The organism is Maledivibacter halophilus (genome assembly GCF_900167445.1).
GTDB lineage: Bacteria > Bacillota > Clostridia > Peptostreptococcales > Caminicellaceae > Maledivibacter > Maledivibacter halophilus.
Window position 1 is genome coordinate 13,779 of sequence record NZ_FUZT01000012.1, and the last position, 24,661, is coordinate 38,439.

General features: G+C 29.5%; 19 protein-coding genes. 12 read left to right on the forward strand and 7 right to left on the reverse strand.

All coding sequences use genetic code 11. The features are described 5' to 3' along the window. Positions 1 to 142 precede the first annotated feature (142 nt). Positions 143 to 1,237, forward strand: a complete 1,095-nt coding sequence (gene hisC / locus B5X81_RS20305; RefSeq protein WP_079494377.1) for a histidinol-phosphate transaminase — start codon at positions 143 to 145, stop codon at positions 1,235 to 1,237. A gap of 150 nt (positions 1,238 to 1,387) precedes the next feature. Here the strand turns inward: hisC and B5X81_RS20310 are convergent, their stop codons facing one another. Then, entirely contained in the window at positions 1,388 to 2,035 is a 648-nt protein-coding gene (locus B5X81_RS20310; RefSeq protein WP_079494379.1) for a GntR family transcriptional regulator, read from the reverse strand. Positions 2,036 to 2,305: 270 nt separating this feature from the next. Here B5X81_RS20310 and B5X81_RS20315 point away from each other — a divergent pair, with 270 nt between their 5' ends. Both B5X81_RS20315 and B5X81_RS20320 read left to right on the forward strand, forming a co-directional pair. Further along, positions 2,306 to 2,674 carry an ArsR/SmtB family transcription factor gene (locus tag B5X81_RS20315; RefSeq protein ID WP_079494380.1) on the forward strand — a complete coding sequence of 123 codons (369 nt, stop codon included), beginning with the start codon at positions 2,306 to 2,308 and terminating at the stop codon, positions 2,672 to 2,674. A gap of 23 nt (positions 2,675 to 2,697) precedes the next feature. Beyond that, complete coding sequence (locus B5X81_RS20320; protein ID WP_079494382.1) at positions 2,698 to 5,124, forward strand: heavy metal translocating P-type ATPase; 2,427 nt, start codon at positions 2,698 to 2,700, stop codon at positions 5,122 to 5,124. 379 nt (positions 5,125 to 5,503) lie between these two features. Here the strand turns inward: B5X81_RS20320 and B5X81_RS20325 are convergent, their stop codons facing one another. Further along, on the reverse strand, positions 5,504 to 5,791 hold the full coding sequence (locus tag B5X81_RS20325) for a hypothetical protein (protein ID WP_079494383.1): 288 nt from the start codon (positions 5,789 to 5,791) through the stop codon (positions 5,504 to 5,506). 491 nt (positions 5,792 to 6,282) lie between these two features. Between B5X81_RS20325 and B5X81_RS20330 the strand changes: the two genes are divergently transcribed. Beyond that, positions 6,283 to 7,647: an MATE family efflux transporter gene (locus B5X81_RS20330; RefSeq protein WP_079494385.1), complete on the forward strand. Its 1,365-nt coding sequence runs from the start codon at positions 6,283 to 6,285 to the stop codon at positions 7,645 to 7,647. A 188-nt stretch (positions 7,648 to 7,835) separates the two neighbouring features. After that, a complete protein-coding gene (locus tag B5X81_RS20335) occupies positions 7,836 to 8,930 on the forward strand; it encodes a GerAB/ArcD/ProY family transporter (protein ID WP_170917521.1) in 1,095 nt (364 codons plus the stop codon). Positions 8,931 to 9,231: 301 nt separating this feature from the next. On the opposite strand, the gene B5X81_RS20340 is transcribed toward B5X81_RS20335, so the two are convergent. The 3 genes from B5X81_RS20340 to B5X81_RS20350 form a co-directional block, all read right to left on the reverse strand. Continuing rightward, positions 9,232 to 10,104, reverse strand: coding sequence for a DUF4367 domain-containing protein (locus B5X81_RS20340; protein ID WP_079494388.1), 873 nt, complete (start codon positions 10,102 to 10,104; stop codon positions 9,232 to 9,234). 82 nt (positions 10,105 to 10,186) lie between these two features. Further along, positions 10,187 to 10,714 (reverse strand): RNA polymerase sigma factor, encoded by a 528-nt coding sequence (locus B5X81_RS20345; protein ID WP_170917522.1) that lies wholly within the window; start codon positions 10,712 to 10,714, stop codon positions 10,187 to 10,189. Between the two features lie 235 nt (positions 10,715 to 10,949). Further along, positions 10,950 to 11,267 (reverse strand): hypothetical protein, encoded by a 318-nt coding sequence (locus B5X81_RS20350; protein ID WP_079494391.1) that lies wholly within the window; start codon positions 11,265 to 11,267, stop codon positions 10,950 to 10,952. A gap of 417 nt (positions 11,268 to 11,684) precedes the next feature. On the opposite strand from B5X81_RS20350, the gene B5X81_RS20355 reads away from it, so the two are divergent. The 4 genes from B5X81_RS20355 (at position 11,685) to B5X81_RS20370 (ending at position 16,185) form a co-directional block, all read left to right on the forward strand. Then, complete coding sequence (locus tag B5X81_RS20355; protein WP_079494392.1) at positions 11,685 to 12,374, forward strand: response regulator transcription factor; 690 nt, start codon at positions 11,685 to 11,687, stop codon at positions 12,372 to 12,374. Positions 12,375 to 12,575: 201 nt separating this feature from the next. Then, the gene (locus B5X81_RS20360; protein ID WP_079494394.1) at positions 12,576 to 13,985 is read left to right on the forward strand and encodes a sensor histidine kinase; all 1,410 of its coding nucleotides are present in this window, start codon (positions 12,576 to 12,578) and stop codon (positions 13,983 to 13,985) included. A 220-nt stretch (positions 13,986 to 14,205) separates the two neighbouring features. Next, complete coding sequence (locus B5X81_RS20365) at positions 14,206 to 15,423, forward strand: S1C family serine protease (RefSeq protein WP_079494395.1); 1,218 nt, start codon at positions 14,206 to 14,208, stop codon at positions 15,421 to 15,423. 264 nt (positions 15,424 to 15,687) lie between these two features. Beyond that, complete coding sequence (locus tag B5X81_RS20370; protein WP_079494397.1) at positions 15,688 to 16,185, forward strand: AbrB family transcriptional regulator; 498 nt, start codon at positions 15,688 to 15,690, stop codon at positions 16,183 to 16,185. A 25-nt stretch (positions 16,186 to 16,210) separates the two neighbouring features. On the opposite strand, the gene B5X81_RS20375 is transcribed toward B5X81_RS20370, so the two are convergent. Continuing rightward, positions 16,211 to 17,539: an amino acid permease gene (locus B5X81_RS20375; protein ID WP_079494398.1), complete on the reverse strand. Its 1,329-nt coding sequence runs from the start codon at positions 17,537 to 17,539 to the stop codon at positions 16,211 to 16,213. Positions 17,540 to 17,774: 235 nt separating this feature from the next. Here B5X81_RS20375 and B5X81_RS20380 point away from each other — a divergent pair, with 235 nt between their 5' ends. Both B5X81_RS20380 and B5X81_RS20385 read left to right on the forward strand, forming a co-directional pair. Then, positions 17,775 to 19,541 (forward strand): sigma 54-interacting transcriptional regulator, encoded by a 1,767-nt coding sequence (locus B5X81_RS20380; protein WP_079494400.1) that lies wholly within the window; start codon positions 17,775 to 17,777, stop codon positions 19,539 to 19,541. Between the two features lie 520 nt (positions 19,542 to 20,061). Next, the gene (locus tag B5X81_RS20385; RefSeq protein ID WP_079494401.1) at positions 20,062 to 21,387 is read left to right on the forward strand and encodes a uracil-xanthine permease family protein; all 1,326 of its coding nucleotides are present in this window, start codon (positions 20,062 to 20,064) and stop codon (positions 21,385 to 21,387) included. A 126-nt stretch (positions 21,388 to 21,513) separates the two neighbouring features. On the opposite strand, the gene B5X81_RS20390 is transcribed toward B5X81_RS20385, so the two are convergent. Next, positions 21,514 to 22,872, reverse strand: coding sequence for an 8-oxoguanine deaminase (locus B5X81_RS20390; protein ID WP_079494403.1), 1,359 nt, complete (start codon positions 22,870 to 22,872; stop codon positions 21,514 to 21,516). 557 nt (positions 22,873 to 23,429) lie between these two features. Here B5X81_RS20390 and dpaL point away from each other — a divergent pair. Beyond that, on the forward strand, positions 23,430 to 24,647 hold the full coding sequence (gene dpaL / locus B5X81_RS20395) for a diaminopropionate ammonia-lyase (protein WP_079494404.1): 1,218 nt from the start codon (positions 23,430 to 23,432) through the stop codon (positions 24,645 to 24,647). Positions 24,648 to 24,661: the final 14 nt, after the last annotated feature.

Here is a 24,661-nt window from a genome sequence, read left to right on the forward strand (position 1 = left end):
AGTTGCATATTTATACTTAAAAAATAAAAAAGTTTAAGTGTTATGAAGAAATTGTAAAAAATCAAATAAGTTGATGTATAATCTGTTATAATTGGATATATAAGGATTATTTAAATATACAACTTATAAAAGGAGGATAAATATGAATGATAATAATTTGTTCAGAAAAGAGGTACTTACTTTAAAGCGTTATGTTCCAGGGAAACCTATAGAAGAGGTAAAAAAGGAACTAGGATTAGAAGACATAATTAAACTTGCCTCCAATGAAAATCCTTTGGGTCCCTCAAAGAAAGCTGTTGAGGCTATAAGAAAAGAAGCAGAAAGTATTAATATCTATCCTGATCCAGCTGCCGCTAATTTAAGAGAAAAATTAGCGAGGAGATATGATTTAAATCCGCAGCAGATAGTAATAGGAAATGGCGGAGAAGAAATTATAAAATTTATAGCCCAGACATTTATTAATGCTGGTGATGAAGCAATAATGGCAAATCCATCCTTTGGTTTATATGGAACCAGCGTTTCTCATATGGGTGGAAAGTTGGTACAAATTCCACTTAAGAATTATAAACACGATTTTGAAACATTTGTTCAAAAAGTTAATGACAAAACAAAATTAATATTTGTATGTAATCCTAATAACCCAACTGGAAATATAATGACCAGTGAAGAAATAGAGTATTTATTTAATAATATTCCGGAAGATATAGTAGTAGTTCTTGATGAAGCATATTATGATTATGCCATAAAAAATCCCAAGTATCCTGAAAGTTTGGAAATACTTAAGAAAAGACCTAATACTATTATACTTAGAACATTTTCAAAGGTAGCAGGTTTGGCAGGGGTTAGAACAGGATATTGTTTAACATCAAAAGAAATAGCTAATGAAATGACCAAGGTTAAAGGTGTTTTCAATGCAAATAGATTGGCGCAAGTAGCTGCTCTTGCTGCACTTGAAGACAAAGAACATATAGAAAAAACTGTAGAGTTAAATTATGAAGCTATGGAAATCATGGAAGAATATTTTGAAAAGAATAATTTAGAATACATAAAATCCAATTCTAACTTTGTTTTTGTCAACGTAAATATGGATTCAAGAATAGTATTTCAAAAATTATTAGAAAAGGGAGTTATAATAAGACCAGGATATTTATGGAACTGGGATAACTGGCTTAGGGTTAGTACAGGAACAATTGAACAAACACAAAGATTTATAGAAGCATTAGGTGAGTTATTGTAAAAATAGATTTAAAAGATAATTAAAATAGAAATGTTTAGGAATAATAATATGTTCCTAAACATTTTTATTATATATATTTCTCAAACATTTTCAAAAAAGCTCAGAATTCAATAATTAGAATGGACAAAGTGATATTAATCTTTTTTGGTTCTATATGGAATCAAATCTAGCATTTCTTACATTCCAATGTACATCTTTAATATATTTTTCAAGTTTTTCTTTATCTTTTAGATCAAATAAATTAACTATTTCATTGTGCTCAGAATTGGTTCTCTTTAAGATTTGAGTAAGATCTTCAGTTTCTTTAGTTATATAGGTTTGTCTTATAAAACTTCTTTTTAATTGATTAAGAAGACGTATAAGTTCTTCATTATTACAAATATTTATAAAGGTATTATGGAACCTAGCTTGTAACTTATAATAATCATCAAAACACTTGACATCAATTGCTTCATCCATGTCTGTAACCAACTTTTTCATCCTTTTTATTTCTTTGGAAGTGATGAAGTCTAAAGCATGAATTGCTGCTAATCCTTCTAAAGACCCAATAATTATATACAATTCCATAGCTTTATTTTCATCTATTGGTCTAACACGAAAACCTTTTCGTGGAATATTTTCTAAATAACCTTCTGTGGCTAGTTGAATAAGAGCTTCTCTTACTGGAGTTCTACTAATTTGTAGTGCTTCGCAAATTAATTGTTCATTGATTTTTTCATTTGGGGTAAGGCTACCTTCATTAATTTTTTTTGATATGTAATTATAGACATGATCTTTTAAACTCATATATTGGCTCATTACGTTCCTCCTTAATACTATTATACTATATAAAAAAAATTTTTCTAAAGATAAATAATTTAAAGGTTTAATAATTTTAAAATAGAAAATATAAAAGCCCTTATTATTTTTTTGGTTTACTTCTAGTGCTAAATTATATTATACACAACATACTATATATTGTATACGAAAATTCTTATTAAAAAGTAGTTGACTTTTAAGTGAAAAGGGTATATATTATAAGTGAATATATGAACAATCATTCATATGAAAACAAAAAGAGGTGATCTCATGATAAAAAATAACTCAAGCATAGATATATTGAGGGATAATTCTATTGATGAAGATATTGTTGATAAAGTAAGATCAAATATGCCTACAGAAGAAAAACTATACGATTTAGCAGATCTATTTAAGGTATTTGGCGATACCACTAGAATAAAAATAATATGTGCTTTGTTTCAAGAAGAATTATGTGTAGGTGATATTGCTACAACATTAGGCATGTCACAATCTGCAATATCTCATCAGTTGAGAGTTCTTAAGTCATCAAAACTTGTGAAATATAGGAGAGAAGGTAAGGTTGTTTATTATTCTCTTGATGATGAGCATGTTAAAAATATTTTTGATCAAGGATTTAGTCATATAAGCCATAAATAGCTGACTTTAAAGGGGGAAGAAAAATGTTGAAAAAAGCTAAAATAGAACTAATGCTGGAAGGTCTTGATTGTGCAAATTGTGCTGGAAAAATAGAAAGAAAAGTCAGTGAACTAAAAGAAGTTATAATGGTTTCACTAAATTTTGTTACTAAAATACTTACTATTGAGATAGATAGTATAGATGAAATAGAGGCTGTAATATTAGAAACAAAGAATATAGTAAAAAGATATGAACCTCATGTTGTAGTTAAGGAAAAAATAATTGATAAAGCTTCAAAAAAGGTTTTAGTTTTGATGGGACTTGTATGTGCAAGTTGTAGTGCAAAAATTGAAGGAAAGATTAAGGATTTAAAGGGTGTCCAAAATGCATATATTGATTTTGCAACTGGTAAATTAATTATAGAAGGGAATAAAAAGGATTTAAATAGTATAACAAAACAAGCAATAGAAATAGTCAAAAAGATTGAACCAGATGTAGATGTTGTTGAGGAAAATAAGAAAGATATTCAAAGGAATAGTCATAACCATGATAATGATAATTGTGATGGTGCTTGTCAAGGTCATGTTCATAATCATACCCATGAGCATAACCATGGTGAAGGTAAAAATAAAAGAGAGCTTATAAGATTAGGAATAGGCGCAGCATTATTTCTAACTGCTATAATTTTTAAATTTTCTTACCCTATTGAATTTATTATATACTTTGCAAGTTATATTTTAGTTGGTGGAGAAGTACTTTTAAGGGCAGTTAAGAATATAATAAGAGGACAGGTGTTCGATGAAAACTTTCTAATGGCCATAGCAACTGTTGGAGCCTTTGTCATTGGAGAATTTCCAGAAGGTGTAGGAGTTATGCTTTTTTATCAGGTAGGAGAGTTTATGCAGGGCTTGGCAGTTAATAGATCAAGAAAATCTATTGCTGATTTAATGGATATAAGACCAGACTATGCAAATTTGAAAATAGGAAATGAAATAGAGAGAGTATCGCCTGAAAATGTAAGTGTTGAAGATATAATAGTTGTAAAGCCCGGTGAAAAAATTCCCCTTGATGGAATAATTACTTTAGGAAATTCTACTGTCGATACATCTGCACTTACTGGGGAATCAGTTCCAAGGGAAGTAGAAACAGGAGATGAAGTCTTAGGCGGCTTTATAAATAAAAGAGGACTTTTAAATATTAAAGTAACAAAGGAATTTGGAGAGTCTACTGTATCTAAAATATTAGATATGGTACAAAATGCAAGTAGTAAGAAAGCACCAACTGAAAATTTCATAACAAAATTTGCAAGATATTATACTCCAGTTGTAGTATTTAGTGCCCTTGCACTTGCCGTTATTCCACCACTTATTATTGATGGGGCAACTTTTTCAGAGTGGATTTATAGGGCATTAATATTCTTAGTAGTATCTTGTCCCTGTGCTTTAGTTATATCTATCCCTCTTGGATTCTTTGGCGGGATAGGTGGGGCATCTAAAAATGGAATACTTGTAAAGGGTGGTAATTATCTTGAGGCGCTTAATAATGTGGATACAGTAGTCTTCGATAAAACAGGAACATTGACAAAGGGTGTATTTAAAGTAACTGAAATTAAAACAAGCAATAATATATCAAAGGAAGAACTATTAGAATTTGCAGCATTAGCTGAAAGTTATTCTAATCATCCTATTGCTACTTCTATATTAAAGGAATATGGAAAAGAAATTGATAAAGAAGATATACAGTCATATAACGAAATATCAGGTTTTGGAATAACTGCAGTAGTAAAAGGAAAAGAAATTTTAGCAGGAAATGATAAATTAATGAAACAAAATAATATTGAATTTACTAGTATAGATATACCAGGAACAATAATTCATATAGTTATAGAGAGAGAATATGCAGGATATATTATTATTTCCGATGAAATTAAGGAAGATTCAAAAGAGGCAATAATAGGACTTAAAGCAATTGGAATAAGAAATACGGTAATGCTTACTGGTGACAATAAAAATGTAGCTGCAAAAGTGGCCGATAAGCTTGGCTTGGATAAAGTATATTCAGAGCTATTGCCTCATCATAAAGTAGAAAAGATAGAGATGTTAGAAAGACAGAAGAAATCCAAGGATAAACTTATCTTTGTTGGAGATGGTATAAATGATGCACCGGTGCTTGCTAGGGTAGATGTAGGGGTGGCCATGGGAGCTTTAGGTTCAGATGCTGCAATTGAAGCAGCCGATGTTGTACTTATGACCGATGAGCCATCTAAACTAGTCAGTGCAATAAAGATAGCAAAGAGAACTAAGAGAATAGTAATGCAAAATATTATATTTTCTTTAGCCGTAAAGGGTGGCGTTTTACTTCTTGGAGCTATTGGATATGCAACTATGTGGGAAGCGGTATTTGCTGATGTAGGAGTGGCCTTAATAGCTGTACTTAATTCTATGAGAGTATTGAATGTGAAAAATATTTAAAATAGTTTGTACTAGTTGAAGAGATTATAGCTAGATTTATTATAGAGGTTTTCGGTAATCCTCAGCTATTGGAGAATATTAAGATGGAGCATAAGAAATATAGATCAATTTAATATTATGGTTTGTCGATATGTGGTAAGAATTTTTATATTGTATAAATTATAAAATTTTTTAAGGGTTTTTTTAAAACATTAATAAAAATAAAACTTAGGTGATAAGCAAATTATCTCCTAAGTTTTTATATATTATAAGTATATACTCCTTAATTAAATTACATTAAGACCATAATATAAGCATTAAAGATAAGAATTAGCATTAGATTTCCTAACCTAAATAAAGTTAATCTTAAGGTTAAAGTTTAAAATTAGGATTAAATTATTTATGTGTATAAAGTCATTACTAATTTATCAAAATTACTGTCTTCAAGTAATCCATTCTCTAATAGAGTATCTCTAGTTTCTTCAGGTGACTTTGTCATTTCATAGCATGAGCCCATAAGCTCATATAATCCAGCCTTTTCTAAAATAGGCTCAAGAACTTTCATTTCTTCATTCTTAAATCCCTGATCCATTGTTCCTTGGTTTTCCCAAGTATCCTTTGACGTTATAAAAACAACAGCTCCGTCATCTGTTTCTGCAAATGAAAATAAAAAATAACTTCCATCCATATTTTATCATCTCCTAATCATTAAGGAAATTGCACAATTACCTTTTGTAAAAATTATCTATTATATTTGCTTTTAAAAAAATATATATTATGCAATTACCTCCATTATGAAATTTACTTAATATAGATATGTGACTGAGGAACTAAAGAAACGGAAGTAGATTCTGAGGTTTTCTTGGGGGCGATTTTTATAACACATTTTGTCCTTTTTCTTCCATTTGAATAAAAACTCGTTTATAGACAGAGATAAAAAGGATTCTCAGTGGCTACTGGAGTAAGTTGAATTTCTTAAGCACATATCTATAGATAAAAAAATTATTTTTCATACTATATTAAATATGTCCATTTTTTTAATGTTTTATGATATAATTTTTAAATCTGAAGATTTAACTTGTTCATGAAAAGATATTGAATAGTTTAAAAAGAATGGTAAAAGTATATAATGTTGTATTTATGTAGTGGGATCTTATAAAAAGAAAGAAAGTGATAAATATGTATAGAATAAAAAGTTTTTTTAATACACATAAAATTTTATTGACCTCAATTATAGCTATAGCTTTGCCTGCTATTGGAGAAATGAGCTTAAACACTCTGCTTGGAGTAGCTGATACCTTGATGATTAGTCACTTTATAGGACCAAATGCTTTATCTGCTGTAGGTTATGCAAATCAAATAGTTTTCACACTAATTTTTATTTTTTCTTCATTCAATACAGGAGCTACAGCAATGATTTCAAGAACCTATGGAGAGAAAAACTATAAAAAGCTTAATATTATTGCAGCACAATCAACTTCTATTAATTTGATAATAGGAATTATTGTAACAATTTTAGCCTTTCTATTTGCAAGACAAATTATAGGCATCTATGATGTTTCTGAAGATGTATTTCGTATGGCTCTTGAATATTTCTATATTATTGTATTGGGAATGCTATTTATGTTCTTATCATTTTCATGTGCAGCTATTTTAAGAGGGTCTGGAAATACTATTACGCCTATGGTAATTACAGGTATTGCTAATGTAATGAACATTATTGGTAACTATATATTAATTACTGGCTTTGGTCCTTTCCCAGAAATGGGAATAGCTGGGGCAGCATGGTCTACAACCATTTCAAGAATGATAGCTATTATTTTATATACAAATATATTATTTATTAAGAAAAATCGTGTTCGTATTAAAATAAAGTATATGAAGATTACAAAAAATATACTGAAGCCATTATGGAATTTGAGTTATCCAGGGGCCATTGAACAGGCATTAATGCAAATATCCTTTGTTATTGTAGGTATTATTGTATCAAAACTAGATACTAATTCTGAAGCAGCATTTCGTATACTTCTTAATATTGAATCTATTTCGTTTATGCCAGCAGTTGGATTGTCAATAGCTGCTGCAACCTTAGTTGGTAAAACCTTAGGAGAAAATGATACAGAAAAAGCTTCAGCCACAGGCTATACAGCTGCCATTATAGGAGTTCTATGGGGAATATTTATGGGAGGAATTTTCTTTGTTTTTCCTAAACAATTGTTAGGAGTATTTACTCCAGAAAAGAAAATCATTCTACTTTCATTGACCACCATGTATTTTATAGGTTTAAATCAACCCTTTTTAAATTATATGATAGTTATTTCAGGAGCGTTAAGGGGAGCTGGAGATACAAGAAGTGTAATGGCTATAGTTTTTCTAAGATTATGGAGTATGTTTGTACCTTTAACATATTTATTCATTATAGTATTAGACAAAGGAGTAGTAGGAGTCTGGTATGCAGAGATTATGTCGTTTCTTGTTTTTTCCATAGTGATTTCATTGAGATTTAAAAGTAAAAAATGGACAGAAATTAGAATCGATTCATAAGATAAAGGGATTTTAGAATATATTATAATTATTAAATTTTACTGGAAACGATCAGAAGCTATTTTGAAATTTTGTGATATATTTGTTTGATTGGGAAAAACTATATAGTATCTTTAATTATATATAGTTTTATTAAAAATCTATATATGATAATCTACGATAATCTACTTCAATTTGGAGGACTAACATTGAAGAAAGAAATTATTTCAGATAAACAGGGTATATCTCTTATAGTTCTTTTTATGATCGGAGAGTCCTCAATACTTGTATCAGGTTTGAGTGCAAAAGAAGATTTATGGTTGTCTATCTTATTATCCATAGTTATAATGATACCCTTTATGATTCTATATTGTAATTTATTAGCTAATCATTTTGGGAAAGATTTATTCCAAATAATAGAGTTGTATTTTGGAAAAATTATTGGAAAAATTATAATTTTATTCTATACTTTATATTTTTTTGATTTGGTTGCCATAGTATTAAAGGATTTTGGAAACTTAGTTACGACTACTAATTTTCCTGAAACTCCCATTATTATCCCAATGGTGTTTATTCTAATTTTATGTAGCTGGATAGTTAAGGAAGGAATTGAGGTTATTGGAAGGTGGGGAGAGGTTATAGTAATTATCCCCGTTGTTTTAACATTTATTGCTATAATATTTCTTATTCCCAATATGGATTTAAGAAATATTATTCCATCAATGAATAGCGGTGTAAAACCAGTTATTAAAGGAGCTTATGAAGTATTTATGTATCCCCTTGGTGAGACAGTAGTATTTACAATTGCATTTTCTACTTTTAAAAATAAAAAATCCGTATATAAAATATTTATTAACAGTTTATTAATTGGAGGAATATTTTTATTAATTACATCATTAACTATTATCCTAGTTCTAGGGGTTGACTATGCTTCCAGCTTGTATTTTCCTTTATATGCCACAATTGCAAGGGTAAATGTTGGAAGTGCATTACAGAGAATAGAAGCTATATCGGCAATTGTATATTTGCTGGGAGGTTTCATAAAAATAAGTATATATTTATTAGCAGCTTGCAAGGGAATTGCTGAAATATTTAAATTTAAGGATTATAGATTTATAGTAATGCCTGTATCTCTATTAGCAGCTAATTTGTCTTATTTTGAGTTCGATAGTATTATTAGCTTTAATGAATGGGTTTTTGATGTTTGGATATATTATGCTTTTCCATTTATAGTTATTTTGCCTACTATTATATTTATTGTTTATAAAGTAAGAAATAAACTGTTATTAAAGCACAATATGTAATATATAATTTTTTTAGGACACGTGTCAAACTGCTATAAAATAGAGAGGAAGAAATGGTAAAATGAGAATGAAGAAATTGACATTTCTATATATGCCAATTTTCTCCACCCATGTTCTACAATTTCTTTTGATTTCCACTGAATTATATGGGATTAAGGTTTTTTATTATTGATATTCATCATTCAATTGAGGAAATTGCATAATTATCTTTTTTTAAAATTAACTGCCATACATAGTTTTAAAATTTCTATAGAACTATTATATATATTATACGGTTTATCTTAATCTATTAACATTAAAATTATTTTGTATAGGTGTTTAAGTCAACACTATCTATGATTTTATTCATTTCATCATCACTTATTCCACTAAAGATTAAAGCATAGTCTATATTATTTATTGAAACTTCAGCAATAGTTGTTCCATCTTCCTCCAATAATGTATACTTAGTTCCATCTGGAGTTGTATAAGTGTCTTTATAAACTGCATCAGTTACTGTTATAGAAGTCATGTCTCCACTTAAATTATTGGTCATTACAGTAACACCAAATAATCTTTCTTTATTTTCTTTAGAAGTATAAGTAGTATAGATATTAAAATTTTTATCGTAGAGATTTTCTACCCTAATATTATCATCAATTACAAAATCCTCTGGAATATAGGAAGGCAAAACAATATCTATATCTAAAGCTTCTTTAACTTCTTGGATATTAGAAAATGTTTTTATATCAACTTCCCTTGATGATTTTTTTGTGGCAGATGGAGTATTGTATGCATCACTTGCTTCGCTTGCAAGTCTTTTAGCTTCATCTTCTCTTATATCCTGATTAGATCTAACTTTAACGGTAGTATCTCTATTAAAGAAATTAAATTCTTGGAATAAACCTGTAGCATATGCTGCCGTTATTCCTATAGTTATAGTTAGTATTAAACTAGCTGCTAAAGTTGTAAATTTCTTATAATTATTTTTCATGGTATCATATCCTTTCTTATTTTGTTTAATAATTTTTTTGGCGAAAATTTTGCTGTCTTCTATTTCATAAGGAAAAGGCTTATCAGCTGATAGTTTATCAAGTTGCTTTTCGATTTCGGGCATATCCATATTATCAATAGCCTTATCAAGTTTGTTTTTTATGTTATTAGATTTCCCTATATCTTTAAAAGTATCTTTCATTTAAAAAACCTCCCTTTTGATTTGGAATGAGCTCATATCCAATCACTTAATATATGTAGAAAATATATGTTTGTAACAAATTTTATATAAAATTTTCTTTAGCCACATTATGTGTTAATTTTTTAATTTCACGTCTTAGCCGTACATATCTCATACGCAAGGTTGCTTGATTTATATTGAGCATTTTAGCAATTTCCTTATAGTTTTTATTATCAACATAATAAAGTTTATAAAGCAGTTGTTTTTCTTCAGACAATTTCTTTAATATATAATCAATATAACAATTTTCATCAATTTTTTTGTCATATTGTGTTTGAAGTTCATCATATACATCTGAATAATCACTTAAAAAATCTTCATCTATGGAGGTTTCCATCGATGTTTTCTTGAAATTTTTTCTCTTAAAGTTGGCTGCTAAATATTTAGCTGTTTGATAAATGAATCCACCTATATTATCATGTTTTTGAAGGTCACCTATACGGTTATATACAATAACAAAAACCTCCTGGGTAAGGTCTTTGGCATCTTCTATATTTCCTACTGAATAATATAGATATTTTATTATTTTTTTATGGTATTTTTCGCATAATGATATAAATAGTTTATCCAAATTTAAAACCCCCTTTCTATGTTGTATATGTAGGGATAAGTAAAATGTAACATAAATTTTATTATTAATAAAATAAAAAAATGTGACTAGAAGAATTTCAAGTCACATTTACATTTCAAAAATTTACTTTGTATATATTAAATTATTTGAGCAAATTCAATAATAACCTTATAAATTAACTATCTTACTGGGATATTTATACAACTATTTTATTTATGAAGAAACTTTAGATATTTTAATGTGCTGGAATAAAAGTTTTCAAATCATACATATGATACTCAATTGGTAAAGAATCAGTTACTATTTTACCATTAAGCATATTATTTTTTTCTATTTTTGATTTTAAATTTTGGAAATCTATGCTGCCAAGAGAAATGTCTCCATTATTATGATTTGAGCCATTAACGATTAAACCAGAGTTTCCTGTTATATTACATTTTAGGATAATAGTTCCTTCTTTGTTTAATACTATATTACCAAGAATATTTTTTGTGTCACTAAGAATTTTACTTTCATATAAACTTCCATCTTCTAATAATAAATATCCAATCATTTTTCTACCTCCTATTATTTTTGTCTCACTGAACAAACTTAATAAAAAAGAGTAAAAATTATACATCGAAATGAATAAATATACAATTGCTCTTTATAAAATTATATCATATCATATGATTTTTTCAAGAAATTTTATAAAATTTATATATCCAGATAAATACATAATTTCAATTTGAGACAATTGCATATACTAATATTATTCTTAATTTAGTTATTTACAATACAATATATTTTCATAGTAGTATTCTAGAAATTTTTACAATAGATAATTATGCAATTTTTTCATATCAAAAAATTCACAAGTATTGATGTTTTTATGATGTATAAATTTAAAATCGAAGATTTTGTTAAAATGGATTATAATATAAATAAATAGCAAAGGTAATATTTTGATACTGAAAAAGGAGGGCTTTATTTGAATAAAAACACAAAGATTATGATTGTTGATGATGATGAAAACATTGCTGAATTAATATCATTATATCTTGATAAAGAAGGCTATGAAACAAAAAAGTATTTTAATGGAGTAGAAGCTCTAAAGGATTTTAATTTGTTTATTCCAGATTTAGTTATTTTAGATATTATGCTTCCCCAGATAGATGGATATGAGATATGTACAGAAATTAGGAAAAAAAGTGCTGTTCCTATAATAATGCTTACAGCAAAGGGTGAAACCTTCGATAAAGTTTTGGGATTAGAGCTTGGAGCAGATGATTATATAGTAAAACCCTTTGAACCCAAAGAGCTATTAGCAAGAGTAAAGGCAGTTCTTAGAAGATATAAGACAAAAAATGCTGACAATAGACAATTAGTAATTCCAAATCTTACTATAGATTTATCCGATTATTCAATAATATATCATGGCAAAAAAGTTGAAATACCACCAAAGGAATTGGAACTGTTATATTTTTTAGCTTCTAATCCCAATCAGGTTTTTACTAGACAGCAAATTCTTGATAATATTTGGGGATATGATTTTATTGGAGAAACAAGAACAGTAGATGTGCATATTAAAAGGCTAAGGGAGAAATTTAATAAGAATGATCCGTGGAAAATAAAAACAGTTTGGAGTGTAGGATATAAATTTAATTCTGATTATTCCTAGAAGATTGAAAATAATAATTTATTTGATTTTATAAATTCAATTTCGGACAATTGCATAATATATATGGTAATGTTTTAGAGATTTTAAAGCTAGATGTAGTATGTGACTTTCACAATAGGTGATTATATAATTTTCTTAACTAAGCTTTCATGAATTTTTATGAATGATGAGGGATTAAACTAGAATAAAGAGGCGATTAAATTGAGATCATTATTTGGTAAGATGTTTACAATATATGCGATTATTATATTAATAAGTTTTATAGCACTAATTTCTATATTATCTGCCACATTTGAAGATTATTTCATGACTCAAAAGGAAAAAACACTTATTGAGCAATGTCAAAAAATCCAAAAGCAGTATTCTTTGGTTTATGAAAGGGGACCAAGATATATAGAAAGCTTGGAGAGGGAAATGGAGGCTTTAGATAAATACTTGGATGCTAGAATATGGTGGGTAAATAGAAATGGAGAAATTTATGTTGATTCAAAAATAGATGAAACAACATGGATAGGTGAGAAGCTTAGAGTTCAGGAAATAGAAGAAGTATTTAAAGGATATATAATAAAAAGGAAAGGTAGATTTAGAAATTATTTTAAAGAGCCTGTACTTACTATTGGATATCCCATTATAGTTAATGATAAGGTTGAAATAGCTCTATTTATGCATTCTCCAATACCAGAGATAAAAAGAACGGTGTCAGATGTTTATAGGATAACCATAATAGGTCTTGTTTTTTCAATAATAGTGGCGTTTATAGCAGTATTTTTCTTATCAAAGAACTTGAAAAAGGATATAAAAAATCTCAATGAGGCAGTTGAATTCGTTTCAAGAGGAAATTTTGAAAATAGATTAACAGTTACAAGAAAAGACGAGTTAGGCAAGCTGGCCGAAAATTTCAATTATATGGCTGTTGAGCTCAACAAATTGGAAGAACTTAGAAGAACATTTATATCGAATTTGTCCCATGATATCCGTTCACCTCTCACATCAATCAAAGGATATCTTCAAGCCATTTTAGATGGAACCGTTCCTATAGACAAACGGGATAAATATTTAAATATTGCTTTAAAGGAAAGCGAAAGATTAACTAAAATGACAAATGATATTTTAGACTTATCAAAAATGGAAAGTGGACAGCTAGATTTATCAAAAAGTGAGTTTAGCATAAATAATTTATTAATTAATGAAATAGAAAAGCATGAAAATAGATTAATTGCTAAAAATATTGATATAGAATTTGATTTATTGGAGGGAAATGATTTAGTATATGCAGATATAGAGCAAATTACAAGGGTAGCATATAATTTGATTGACAATGCCATAAAGTTTGTAAATTGCAATGGTAAGATTAGTTTAAAAACAACCCATAAGAAAGATAAAGTATATATTTCAATAAAAAATACTGGGGATATCATTGAAGAGGAAGAGCTAAGATATATATGGAATAGGTTTCACAAGTTGGATAAGTCTAGAGGGGAAGATAAAAAAGGATCTGGCTTGGGATTATCTATAGTGAAGGCGATAATTAAAAAACATGGAGAGGATATAGTAGTAAGGAGTAGCAAAGAAGAAGGAACACTATTTACTTTTACCCTGCCAAAGAAGTAAATTTACTTGAGCAAATTGCATAATTACCTTACCCAAAAATTATCTACTATATATGGTTTTAAAATCTTCAAAGCCATACCATATATATTATGCAACCCAGCCAAATTAGAGTTATGCAATTTCCTCACTTATGAATTTGTTTACAAACAGTTCATATTCTCTTAAATTTTATGGTCTATTATGTAATTATAATCATTATAAAGCTTAGGAGGGATTAAAAATGTTTGATAACAAAAATGAATTCTTACGTGATTGTAAGGAAATAATTGAAGTAAAAAGCAAACCTGTTAAAAAGAAAAAGTCTTTTAGAAATATTTTGATATTCGGGATTATATTTTCTATGATTGGAGGTTTTTCTATAGGGGTTGGATACAAATTTAGTGAAGACTATTTAGCTGGATATGCTAACAATAATGAAGTAGTAAAGGAAGATAATGAAACTAAAATCATAGACTCCTCTTTAACTGAAAAAGTAAATTACAAAAGAAGCGAATCTGCAATAGCTGATATAGTTGAAGATGTGGGACCTTCAATAGTTGCTATTACCAGTAAAGTTAGGGTAAGGGATTGGTTTAACAATCAATTCATACAGGAAGGGCAAGGTTCAGGGGTTGTATTTCAAGTCAATGATGAAAATATTATGATTGTAACAAATGAACATGTTGTAAATAGGGCAGAGGATGTAATTGTAAGGTTTTATGATAACAAAAATGTGCCGGCTAAAATTGTTGGTGTAGATCCAGAAACAGATTTAGCCGTTTTAATGGTAGAAAAAAAGAATATGGATAAAGAAATTTCAGATAAAATTAGAGCTGCAAAATTAGGAGATTCTGAAGGATTAAGAGTTGGAGAGACAGCTATAGCAATTGGAAATCCTATAGGATATAATAATACAGTAACAGTGGGTGTTATTAGTGCCTTAAATAGAAAAATTGAACTACCCGATAAAAAATTAGAATTAGTTCAGACAGATGCTGCTATAAATCCGGGAAATAGTGGCGGTGCTCTTGTAAATGTCTATGGTGAAGTTATTGGAATAAATACAGTGAAAATTGCAGACACAAAGGTTGAAGGAATAGGTTTTGCTATACCAATTAATTCAGCTAAACCTATTATCAATGAACTAGTAGAAAATGGTTCAATATCAAGGCCATATTTAGGAATACTGGGAAGAGATGTTGATCAAAACATTTCTGAACTCTATGAATTACCTATTGGAGTCCTTGTGGCTGATGTAATAGAAAAAAGCTCAGCAGATAGAGCAGGACTTCTAAGAGGCGATGTTATAATTGAATTTGATGGTAAAAAAATATTTTCAATGGATGAGCTTAGTCAATTAATAAAAAACAAAAAAATAGGAGATGCTGTTAAAATAAAAATTATTAGAAATGGTAAGGAAAAAAAGGAATTAAGAGCTGTATTGCAAGAGAAAAATTAGAATAAAACGATAGAAAATTTTATTTAACGATAATTTTTTAGATTGTAACAAAGAGTTTAAGTCAAAACTGATTTAAACTCTTTGTTTTTATTTTCTTTACAAAAGGGTTATTAACATCTATAATCTTACATAGATTGTATTTTAGCATTTATAAATAATAATACTTTTATTTTAATCTTATTTTGACTTCCTATATGATATAAATTTAATTTACTAATATTTAATTATATATACATAAAAACTATGATTAAGGAGACATAAATTATGGACAAGATTATATACACCCTTTTGATTGCAGGAGCTGGAGGATATATAGGAATAAAGTTGAAGGTACCAGCAGGAGCTCTAATTGGAGCAATGTTTTTTGTTGCAATTTATAATGTTTATACTGGGCAAGGCAATATTCCTAAAAATTTTAAATTAGCAGCCCAGATTGTAGTTGGTGGAATGATTGGATTAAATTTTACCATGGATACAGTTCAAGGATTAAAAAAATTAATAATACCAGCATTGATGTTAGTAATAGGATTAACACTTTTTAGTATTAGTTTAGGATTTATAATATCAAAACTTACAGGTTTAGATTTAATAACTGCACTATTTAGTTGTTCACCAGGAGGACTTACAGATATGACAATAATATCTGAGGCCTATGGAGCCCAGACCCATAAAGTGGCTTTGCTTCATCTGATAAGATTAATAACAGTTATAACTGTATTACCATTAGTAATAAAACTATTTTCACAATTTATTGAAACGTAAACGTAAATTTTATTTGTTTAAAGTTTCAAGCTTTTTTGTTCCTATATTTTGATATCAAATAGCATAATGTATAGAATAAAGTAAGACCAATTCCGGCAGCAAGCCCCGGACCTTGTCCTGGAACTAAAGGCATACTAATTATAATAATAATCAAAGCAACAATTGCTGTCCATGAAGTATATGGGAAGCCTGGAAGTTGACAATTTCCTTTGGGGGGACATCCATGAACTTTACGAAATTTATAATGAGTTAAGACAATAATCAAATATGTAAGCAGCAATGAAAAACCGCCAGAACTAACTAAAAATACATATATTTTTTCAGGTAAAAAGAAGGATAATGCAAAGGCTAGAAGCATAGCTATTCCTGAAAAAATAATTCCCCTATAGGGTATATCACCTTTATCTTTAACCCATTGAGGAGCATAGCCTTCATCAGCCAGAGAACGCAGCATACGGCCAAGTCCAAAGGTTGCGGCTAACATAGTGGAAAGAATTGCAGTAACTAGAACAATATTCATTCCCTTTGCAGCCCAATGTATTCCATTTAATTTTAGGGCAGCCACCATAGGACTCACTTCTTCAGTAAGTTCTTTAGTTTGAATTAAAGGCAAAAGCAGTGCAATGGCTGTAGTGTATAAACCAACCAATCCCAAGACTGTATAAGTAATAGCCTTTGGGACATCACGATGGGGATTTGCTGTTTCTGAAGCAGCCAGACCAATTATTTCAAAGCCTGCATAAGTAAATATTACAATCAGCATGCTGCCGGCTATTCCTGAAATACCTCCAGGGAAAAAGGGTTCTCTGTTTAGTTCACCAATTCCTACAGGAGCTTTGTTTGGCAAAAGGCCAGTGATTAATATAAAAGCTAAGAATATAAATCCGATTATTGATAAAAGCTTTATTGCTGCTAAACCGCTTTCTAGCTTGCTTAGACGGTCAGTTCCAATTAGATTTATCAATGTAATTAAAACAATTATTATTGATCCTAAAAGAGGCAGTGAAATTTTAGGAATCCATCCACGAATAAGTATAGATACAGCCGTTGCTTCACTAGACATGGCTAGAACTAATCCAGTCCAATATACCCATCCCACAACAAATCCAACACTTGGACCAAAGGCCCTTTCCGCAAAGGTTCTAAAGGAGCCTGGAGTATTGTCAGCAACTGTCATTTCCGATAGAGCAAATAAAATAAGATAAATTAGTCCCCCACCCAGTAGATAAGCAATAAGTACTGCAGGTCCTGAAGCTTTTATAGGTATGGCTGAACCCAAGAAGAATGAACCGCCGACTACAGTGCCTAGAGCCAACATAGTAAGTCCCAATGCTGATATTCCTTTGTTTTCCATATTTATATGCCTCCTAAAATAGATAGTAATTATATATATTTAGTATTGCCATAATAAAACTTTCATATTAATTTAACCTGTTGTACTAGTAAATTAAATATTTAATTTCAAATGTGATTTGAGTGATTTTAATAAACTTGTTTTTTCCTTCAGGTACCTTCCATACTCCTTTGGATTAATATGTTATAATAGTAGCAAAATATACAAATATGGCATTAAAAGGGATTGGTGAAAGATGACAAAATCACTGCTTAAGCAAATACAATCAACTGTAATGAAATATGCCGAAGCAATAGCTAGTATCGTTGGCGTTGAAGTTGAGATTATAGATAAGAACTTTATAAGAATTGCTAGTACAGATATATATAAAGATGGAATAAATGAGAATATGCTCAATGAAGGGTTTGTATATCAATATGTTTTATCAACTGGACAATATCAGGTTATAGAAAATCCAGGGGAACATAAATTGTGTGAAAATTGTATAAACAGACATTGCTGTGTAGAAAAGTTGGAGTTATGTACTCCAATTAAATTTAAAGATGATATAATAGGGGTTATCGGACTGATTTGTTTGGAAGAAAAACAAAGAGAATATATTTTAAATAATTTAGATTCTCATTTAAAATTCCTTCATCAAATAGCCTACTTTATCAGTGTAAAAGTATCTGAGCATATGGAAAAGAAAAAAAATAATTCTCTAATAGTATTATTAAAAAAAGTAATAAATAGTATAAATAAAGGTGTATTGATAATTGATTCAGAAGAGCGAATTGTAGAGATGAATAACAGTGCTATTACTCAGTTGAAATTAGATAAGTCCTGTATTAATGAAAGGATACAAATCAAATCTAATGAAGAGTATATAATGGGAGGAGAAAGTTTACAAATTAAAATTTTAAAAAATACACATTATGTTATAGGGCAGACTATACTTGTATCACATATTATCCCTAATTATGAAAAAATATTGATATTTGATAAAATAAATAAGTTAAAAAAGGTAGTTTATGAAGCTAGTAATCTTGATTATAATGTGGCGGGAAAAGAAATTATTGGGAAATCAAAACAAATTATTGATATCAAAAGAAATATAAAGAAGATTTCTACATCTAGTTCAACAGTATTAATTACTGGAGAAAGCGGGACAGGAAAAGAACTAATTGCCAGAGCTATACATAAGCAAGGAGATAGAAAAGATAACCCCTTTGTTGCAATTAATTGTGGTGCTATTCCTGATACTCTCCTTGAAAGTGAACTGTTTGGTTATGTCAGAGGTGCATTTAGTGGAGCAGATCCAAAGGGCAAAATTGGAAAATTTGAATTGGCAAACGATGGTATTATATTTTTAGATGAGATAGGAGATATGCCTTTACATCTTCAAGTTAAAATTTTAAGGGTTCTTCAAGAAAGAAAGATTATTAGAATAGGTTCAAATAAGCCTATTGATTTAGATGTTAGAGTAATAGCAGCCACTAATAAAGACTTAATGAAGCTTATTATAGAAAAGAAATTTAGAGAGGATTTATTTTATCGTTTAAATGTAATCCCTATTAAAATCCCACCTTTAAGAGAAAGACGAGAAGATATTGAAATTTTAGGGATGAAAATGATAGAAAAATATAATAAGTTATTCAATAAAAAAGTTCAGGGAATAGAGGAGAAGGCTATAGAAATTTTAAAGAGACATCCCTGGTATGGAAATGTAAGAGAATTAGAAAATGTAATAGAATGTATGATTAATTTTGCAGATGATAGTGGGATGCTAACTGTTAATATGATACCTAAAACTGTTCTTGAACACAACGAAGTTAAATATGAAAAAAATATAGAAATAGGAGATTTAAAAACTTCTGAATATGAATATATATTAAAGGCTTTAGATATATACGGATATGATACAAAAGGAAAGAAAAAAGCTGCTGAAAAACTTGGAATTGGAATAGCAACTTTATATAGAAAATTAAAAGAAAATGGAAAAAATAAGGTTATAAGATATTAGAGAATTTAAGAAATTATTTTCTTAAGTAAAACATTAACTAAAGCATAGGGGAGCAAACCTCTATGTTTTTTTAAGCACTTATCAAAATGATAATCATTATTATTTTGATAAGTGCTTAAAAATACACAAATTGAATCAAATTTTTATTAAAATGATAAAAATTTATAAAAAAAATTATATATAGTAAAGTAAATTTATAAATGATATGATAAAAAATTAACTTTTTAAGCTGTGTTAGAAACATAGAAATCAAAAAAGAAAGCCAGTGGTATAGTATTTGCATGTAGAGTATAGAGAAAATATTTCTAAAAATTTTAAGAAGTTTAATAAAGATGGCCTATTTTAAATCTTAGAATTGTTTATCTATAGTGAAACAATATGAAAGCGTAATTTATACATCCTAAAACTATCGATGCTTTTGCGATTTTTGATGTATAAATTCACCTTTCAATTTGTTTCACTATATAAAAGGTGGTGAAAAATAAAGGAAGTAATTTAAAAAATAAGGGGGATTATATTTATGAAGAATAATGCATCTGTTTATGAATTGGATGGAAGACCAGAGTTGAAAATAGCTCTTCCTTTAGGATTACAGCACGTCTTAGCAATGTTTACGGGGAATTTAGCACCTATTATCATAATTGCCAATGTAGTAGGTCTTACAGAGGCGGAAAAGATATATATGATACAATGTGCTATGGTCGTTGCAGGGATAGTTACAATGATTCAGTTATATCCTGTAGGAAGGATAGGAGCAAGACTTCCGCTTGTAATGGGTACAAGCTTTGCCTTTGTTCCAACAGCTATTGCAGTAGGGCATGCATATGGATTATCAGGTGTGCTTGGGGCTTCCTTACTTGGTAGTTTTGTTGAAATAATAATGGGGATTTTTATTAAACCCTTAAGAAAATTTTTTCCACCTCTTGTAATTGGTTCAGTGTTAATGGCTATAGGATTATCACTACTTCCAGTGGGGATTGAGTACTTTGCAGGAGGAGCAGGCGCCGAAGATTTTGGATCATTAGATAACATGTTTTTAGGATTCTTGGTATTGTTTATTATTATATTATTACAAAGATTTGCAAAAGGAATATTTAGTATATCTGCTATACTGGTAGGAATAGTTGTTGGATATCTAGTGGCAATTCCTATGGGAAAAGTAGAGTTTTCATCAGTGGCAGCAGCCAGCTGGATTAGTATACCAATGCCTATGAAATTTGGAATGGATTTTCATTTGGATGCTGTTTTAAAATTTTCTGCCATCTATCTTGTGGCAGGACTTGAATCTATGGGAAATATTTCAGGCATTACTATAGCTGGGTTAGATAGAGAAGCAACAGAGGATGAGTTATCTGGAGCTGTTATTGCTGACGGAGCAGGGAGCTTATTTGCTGCTATATTTAATGTACTTCCCAATACAGCCTTTGGCCAAAATGCCGGTATAGTTGCAATGACAAAGGTTGTAAACAGGTATTGTGTTGCAACAGGAGCCGTATTTTTAATATTAGCCGGTATTATTCCTAAGATCGGGGCAGTTGTTTCAGTAATGCCCACAAGTGTACTTGGAGGTGCAGTGATAACTGTCTTTGCAATGATTACTATAAATGGAATAAAGATGATTAGTAGAGCAGGATTTAATAGTAGAAATAATATAATATTAGCAATAGCATTTTCCCTTGGACTAGGACTATCACAAGTACCAGAAGCTATGGAGAATATGCCCTATTTATTTAAAGAAATTTTTAGTGACTCAGTAGTTGGAGTAGGGGTTTTAGCATTGATATTTAATATAGTATTTCCAGAAAATAAGGAAGAAGTAGATGAAATTAGTAAAGTACAAAATTAAGAATATTGGATTATATCTATTTTTATAATAATATAATTAGAAATAAAAGGAATTCATTAACAATTAAATGAATTCCTTTTATTCTAGAATAAATTTTCTTTATATTTCTTTATAATTGATTTTACATCAAATAGAATTTTTTATAAAATCATCAAATACCTTATTAGCTTCATAAGCCAAGCGTTCTTCATCAATACCATAAAGCTTTCCGTTTTTTACAACTATCTTTCCGTTAATAATTGTATAGTCTACAGGTCTTTTTATTCCAACGGTTCCAAGAATAGATTGGGGATCTAGCTTAGCGCCAACACAATCTATATTATCAATATTTATCATAAAAAGGTCGGCAGGTTTTCCTTCTTCTATAGAACCTATGTCATTTCTACCTAATATCTTAGCTCCTCCTTTAGTTGCAATTTTTAATATACTATAAGCAGTTGGTGCTAGATGACTGTATTTTAATCTATGCAGTAAATAACAAACTCTAATTTCTTCCAATAAATTAGAACCATCATTACTTGCACTTCCGTCAACAGCAAGACCAACAGGAACACCTAACTCCAGCATTTTTGAAATTTCTGCTACGCCGGAAGATAGTTTCATATTTGAAATTGGACAGTGAGCTATACCCGTGCCTGTGCTGGCAAGTAATTTCAATTCTTCATCGTTAAAGTGAATTCCATGGGCATACCAGACATCATTTCCTATCCAGTCAACACTTTCCATATATGCAAGAGGCCTCATACCAAATTTTTCTATACAAAAGTTTTCTTCATCAATAGTTTCTGCTAGGTGGGTATGAAGCCTTACATCTTTATGTCTTGCAAGTTTTGCAGATTCCTTTAGCAAATCAGAAGTTATACTAAATGGTGAACATGGGGCAAGGACTATTTGTTTCATTGAGTTGAAATTAGCATCATGGTATTTATCTATCAGTCTTTCACTATCTTTTAATATTTCTTCTGTAGTCTGTACCAAATCATCTGGAGGTAATCCACCGTCATTTTTTCCCAGTGACATACTACCTCTGGAAGCATGAAATCTTACTCCCAAAAGCTTAGCAGCAGAAAATTGTTGATCTATAAAAATTTTATTATTGATTTTGGGAAATACATAGTGATGATCAAATACAGTGGTACAGCCGTTTTTTAATAAATCAGCCATTCCTATTAATGAGCTATAATAAATCACATCAGGATTTAATTCCCTCCATATTTCATATAAAGTTGTTAACCAATTAAACAATTCCATTTTTTGAACCTGTGGAAGATTGCGAGTAAAGGTTTGATATAAGTGATGGTGTGTGTTTATTAGACCAGGATATACAAACATGTTCTTGGCATCTATAATAGTATCTGCCTGATATTTTTCTGGTCCAATTTTTTTTATTATATTTCCCTCTATTAAGATATTAGTATCTCTAAGTACTCTGTCCTGCCTATCAATAGTTACTATAGCCTTAGCATTTTCAATTAAAATACTCATTTCAATATCCCTCCTTTTATTTACTGTAAATAGCAAAATATATGCCAATATTCTGCTTATACCTATGAAAATAGTGATGTAAAGATGAAAATCTTAACTCATTATAGAATTTATTAAAATGTATTACAAACATCAATACTATGGGTTTTAATCTGATGAATAATTTAACATGAAAAAGTTCTAACAATTTTTATGTTTATCAAAACGGTAAATATTATCAATTTGATAAACATGCTGATTCTAAGGCAGTCAATTTAAAAAAATATCAAAATGATAATTATTAGTAAATAATACTTTCTGAAAAGGCTATTTAACAAGATAAAATGTATTATCCATAATATCTTTAACAAAAAAGTATATGTACAATAAATCAGGAAACTAATTTTAGTAAAAAGTTTTAAATTATGCAGACGAATGAAATTTTTGTACTGTCTTTTACAGCAGCTAGGTTAGAAAAGAAAAAAATATGTTTTTCTTTCAAATATAAATACACAATTGGCATAGTATTTGCTCTTTAAAATTAGTGGAATGATGAAGACTAGAAAGGGGTACAAAAAATGGAAAAAAATGTAAAATGGAAAGAAAATAATATGTCAGAGGATAATAAAAAAGCTTCATTAGACTTTTTAAGTTATAAGGAAATAAATAAAGCAAGAAATTTTCATGAAAGTTTTCCTCAATATAGTAGGACTCCTTTAGTTAATTTAGATAATTTAGCTAAAAGATTAGAGGTGGGAGGAATTTATCTTAAAGATGAATCTTATCGTTTTGGATTAAATGCTTTTAAGGTACTGGGAGGTTCTTTTGCTATTGCACAATATTTAGCTAAGAAGCTTGGAAAGGATATTTCAAAACTTCCCTTTGAAAAGCTAATTTCAGATGAAGTCAGAAATAAATTAGGAGAAATAACATTTTTTACTGCCACGGATGGAAACCATGGTAGAGGGGTGGCATGGACAGCAAATCAATTAAAACAAAAATCTGTCGTATATATGCCAAAGGGATCTTCCCAGATAAGATTAGAGAATATTAGAAAGGAAGGGGCTAAGGCTTCTATTACTGATCTTAATTACGATGATGCAGTACGTCTAGCAAATAGAGATGCTAAAAAATGTAATGGAGTTATGGTTCAGGACACAGCTTGGGAAGGATATGAAGAAATACCTACTTGGATTATGCAAGGATATGGAACGATGGCTTTGGAGGCTTTTGATCAATTAAAGGAATATAAAGTAGAAAGACCAACCCATATTTTTATTCAGGCAGGGGTAGGCTCATTAGCAGGTGCAGTTCAAGGATTTTTTGCTTCAGTATATGATAATTGTCCGACTACTGTTGTTGTTGAAGCAGATGAAGCTGCATGTCTTTATAAATCAGCTTTAGCTAGCGATGGAAAACCAAGATTTGTGTCGGGAGATATGCCTACTATAATGGCAGGTCTTGCTTGTGGGGAACCAAATACCATAAGCTTTGAGATATTAAAATCATACAGCAGATATTTTGTATCATGCCCAGATTGGGTTGCTGCAGATGGCATGAGGATTCTTGGAAATCCATTGAAGAAAGATAAAAAAGTCATATCAGGAGAGTCAGGTGCAGTAACGGCTGGACTTCTGTCTGCTATTATGAGTAGAGAAGAGTATAAGGAGCTTAGGGAAGAGCTTAAATTAGATAGACAATCTAAAATATTGTTATTTAGTACAGAAGGAGATACGGATCCAGAGCACTATAGAAAAGTGGTTTGGAACGGTAAAAATCCTTCTATAGATTTATAATAAAAAACTTAAAA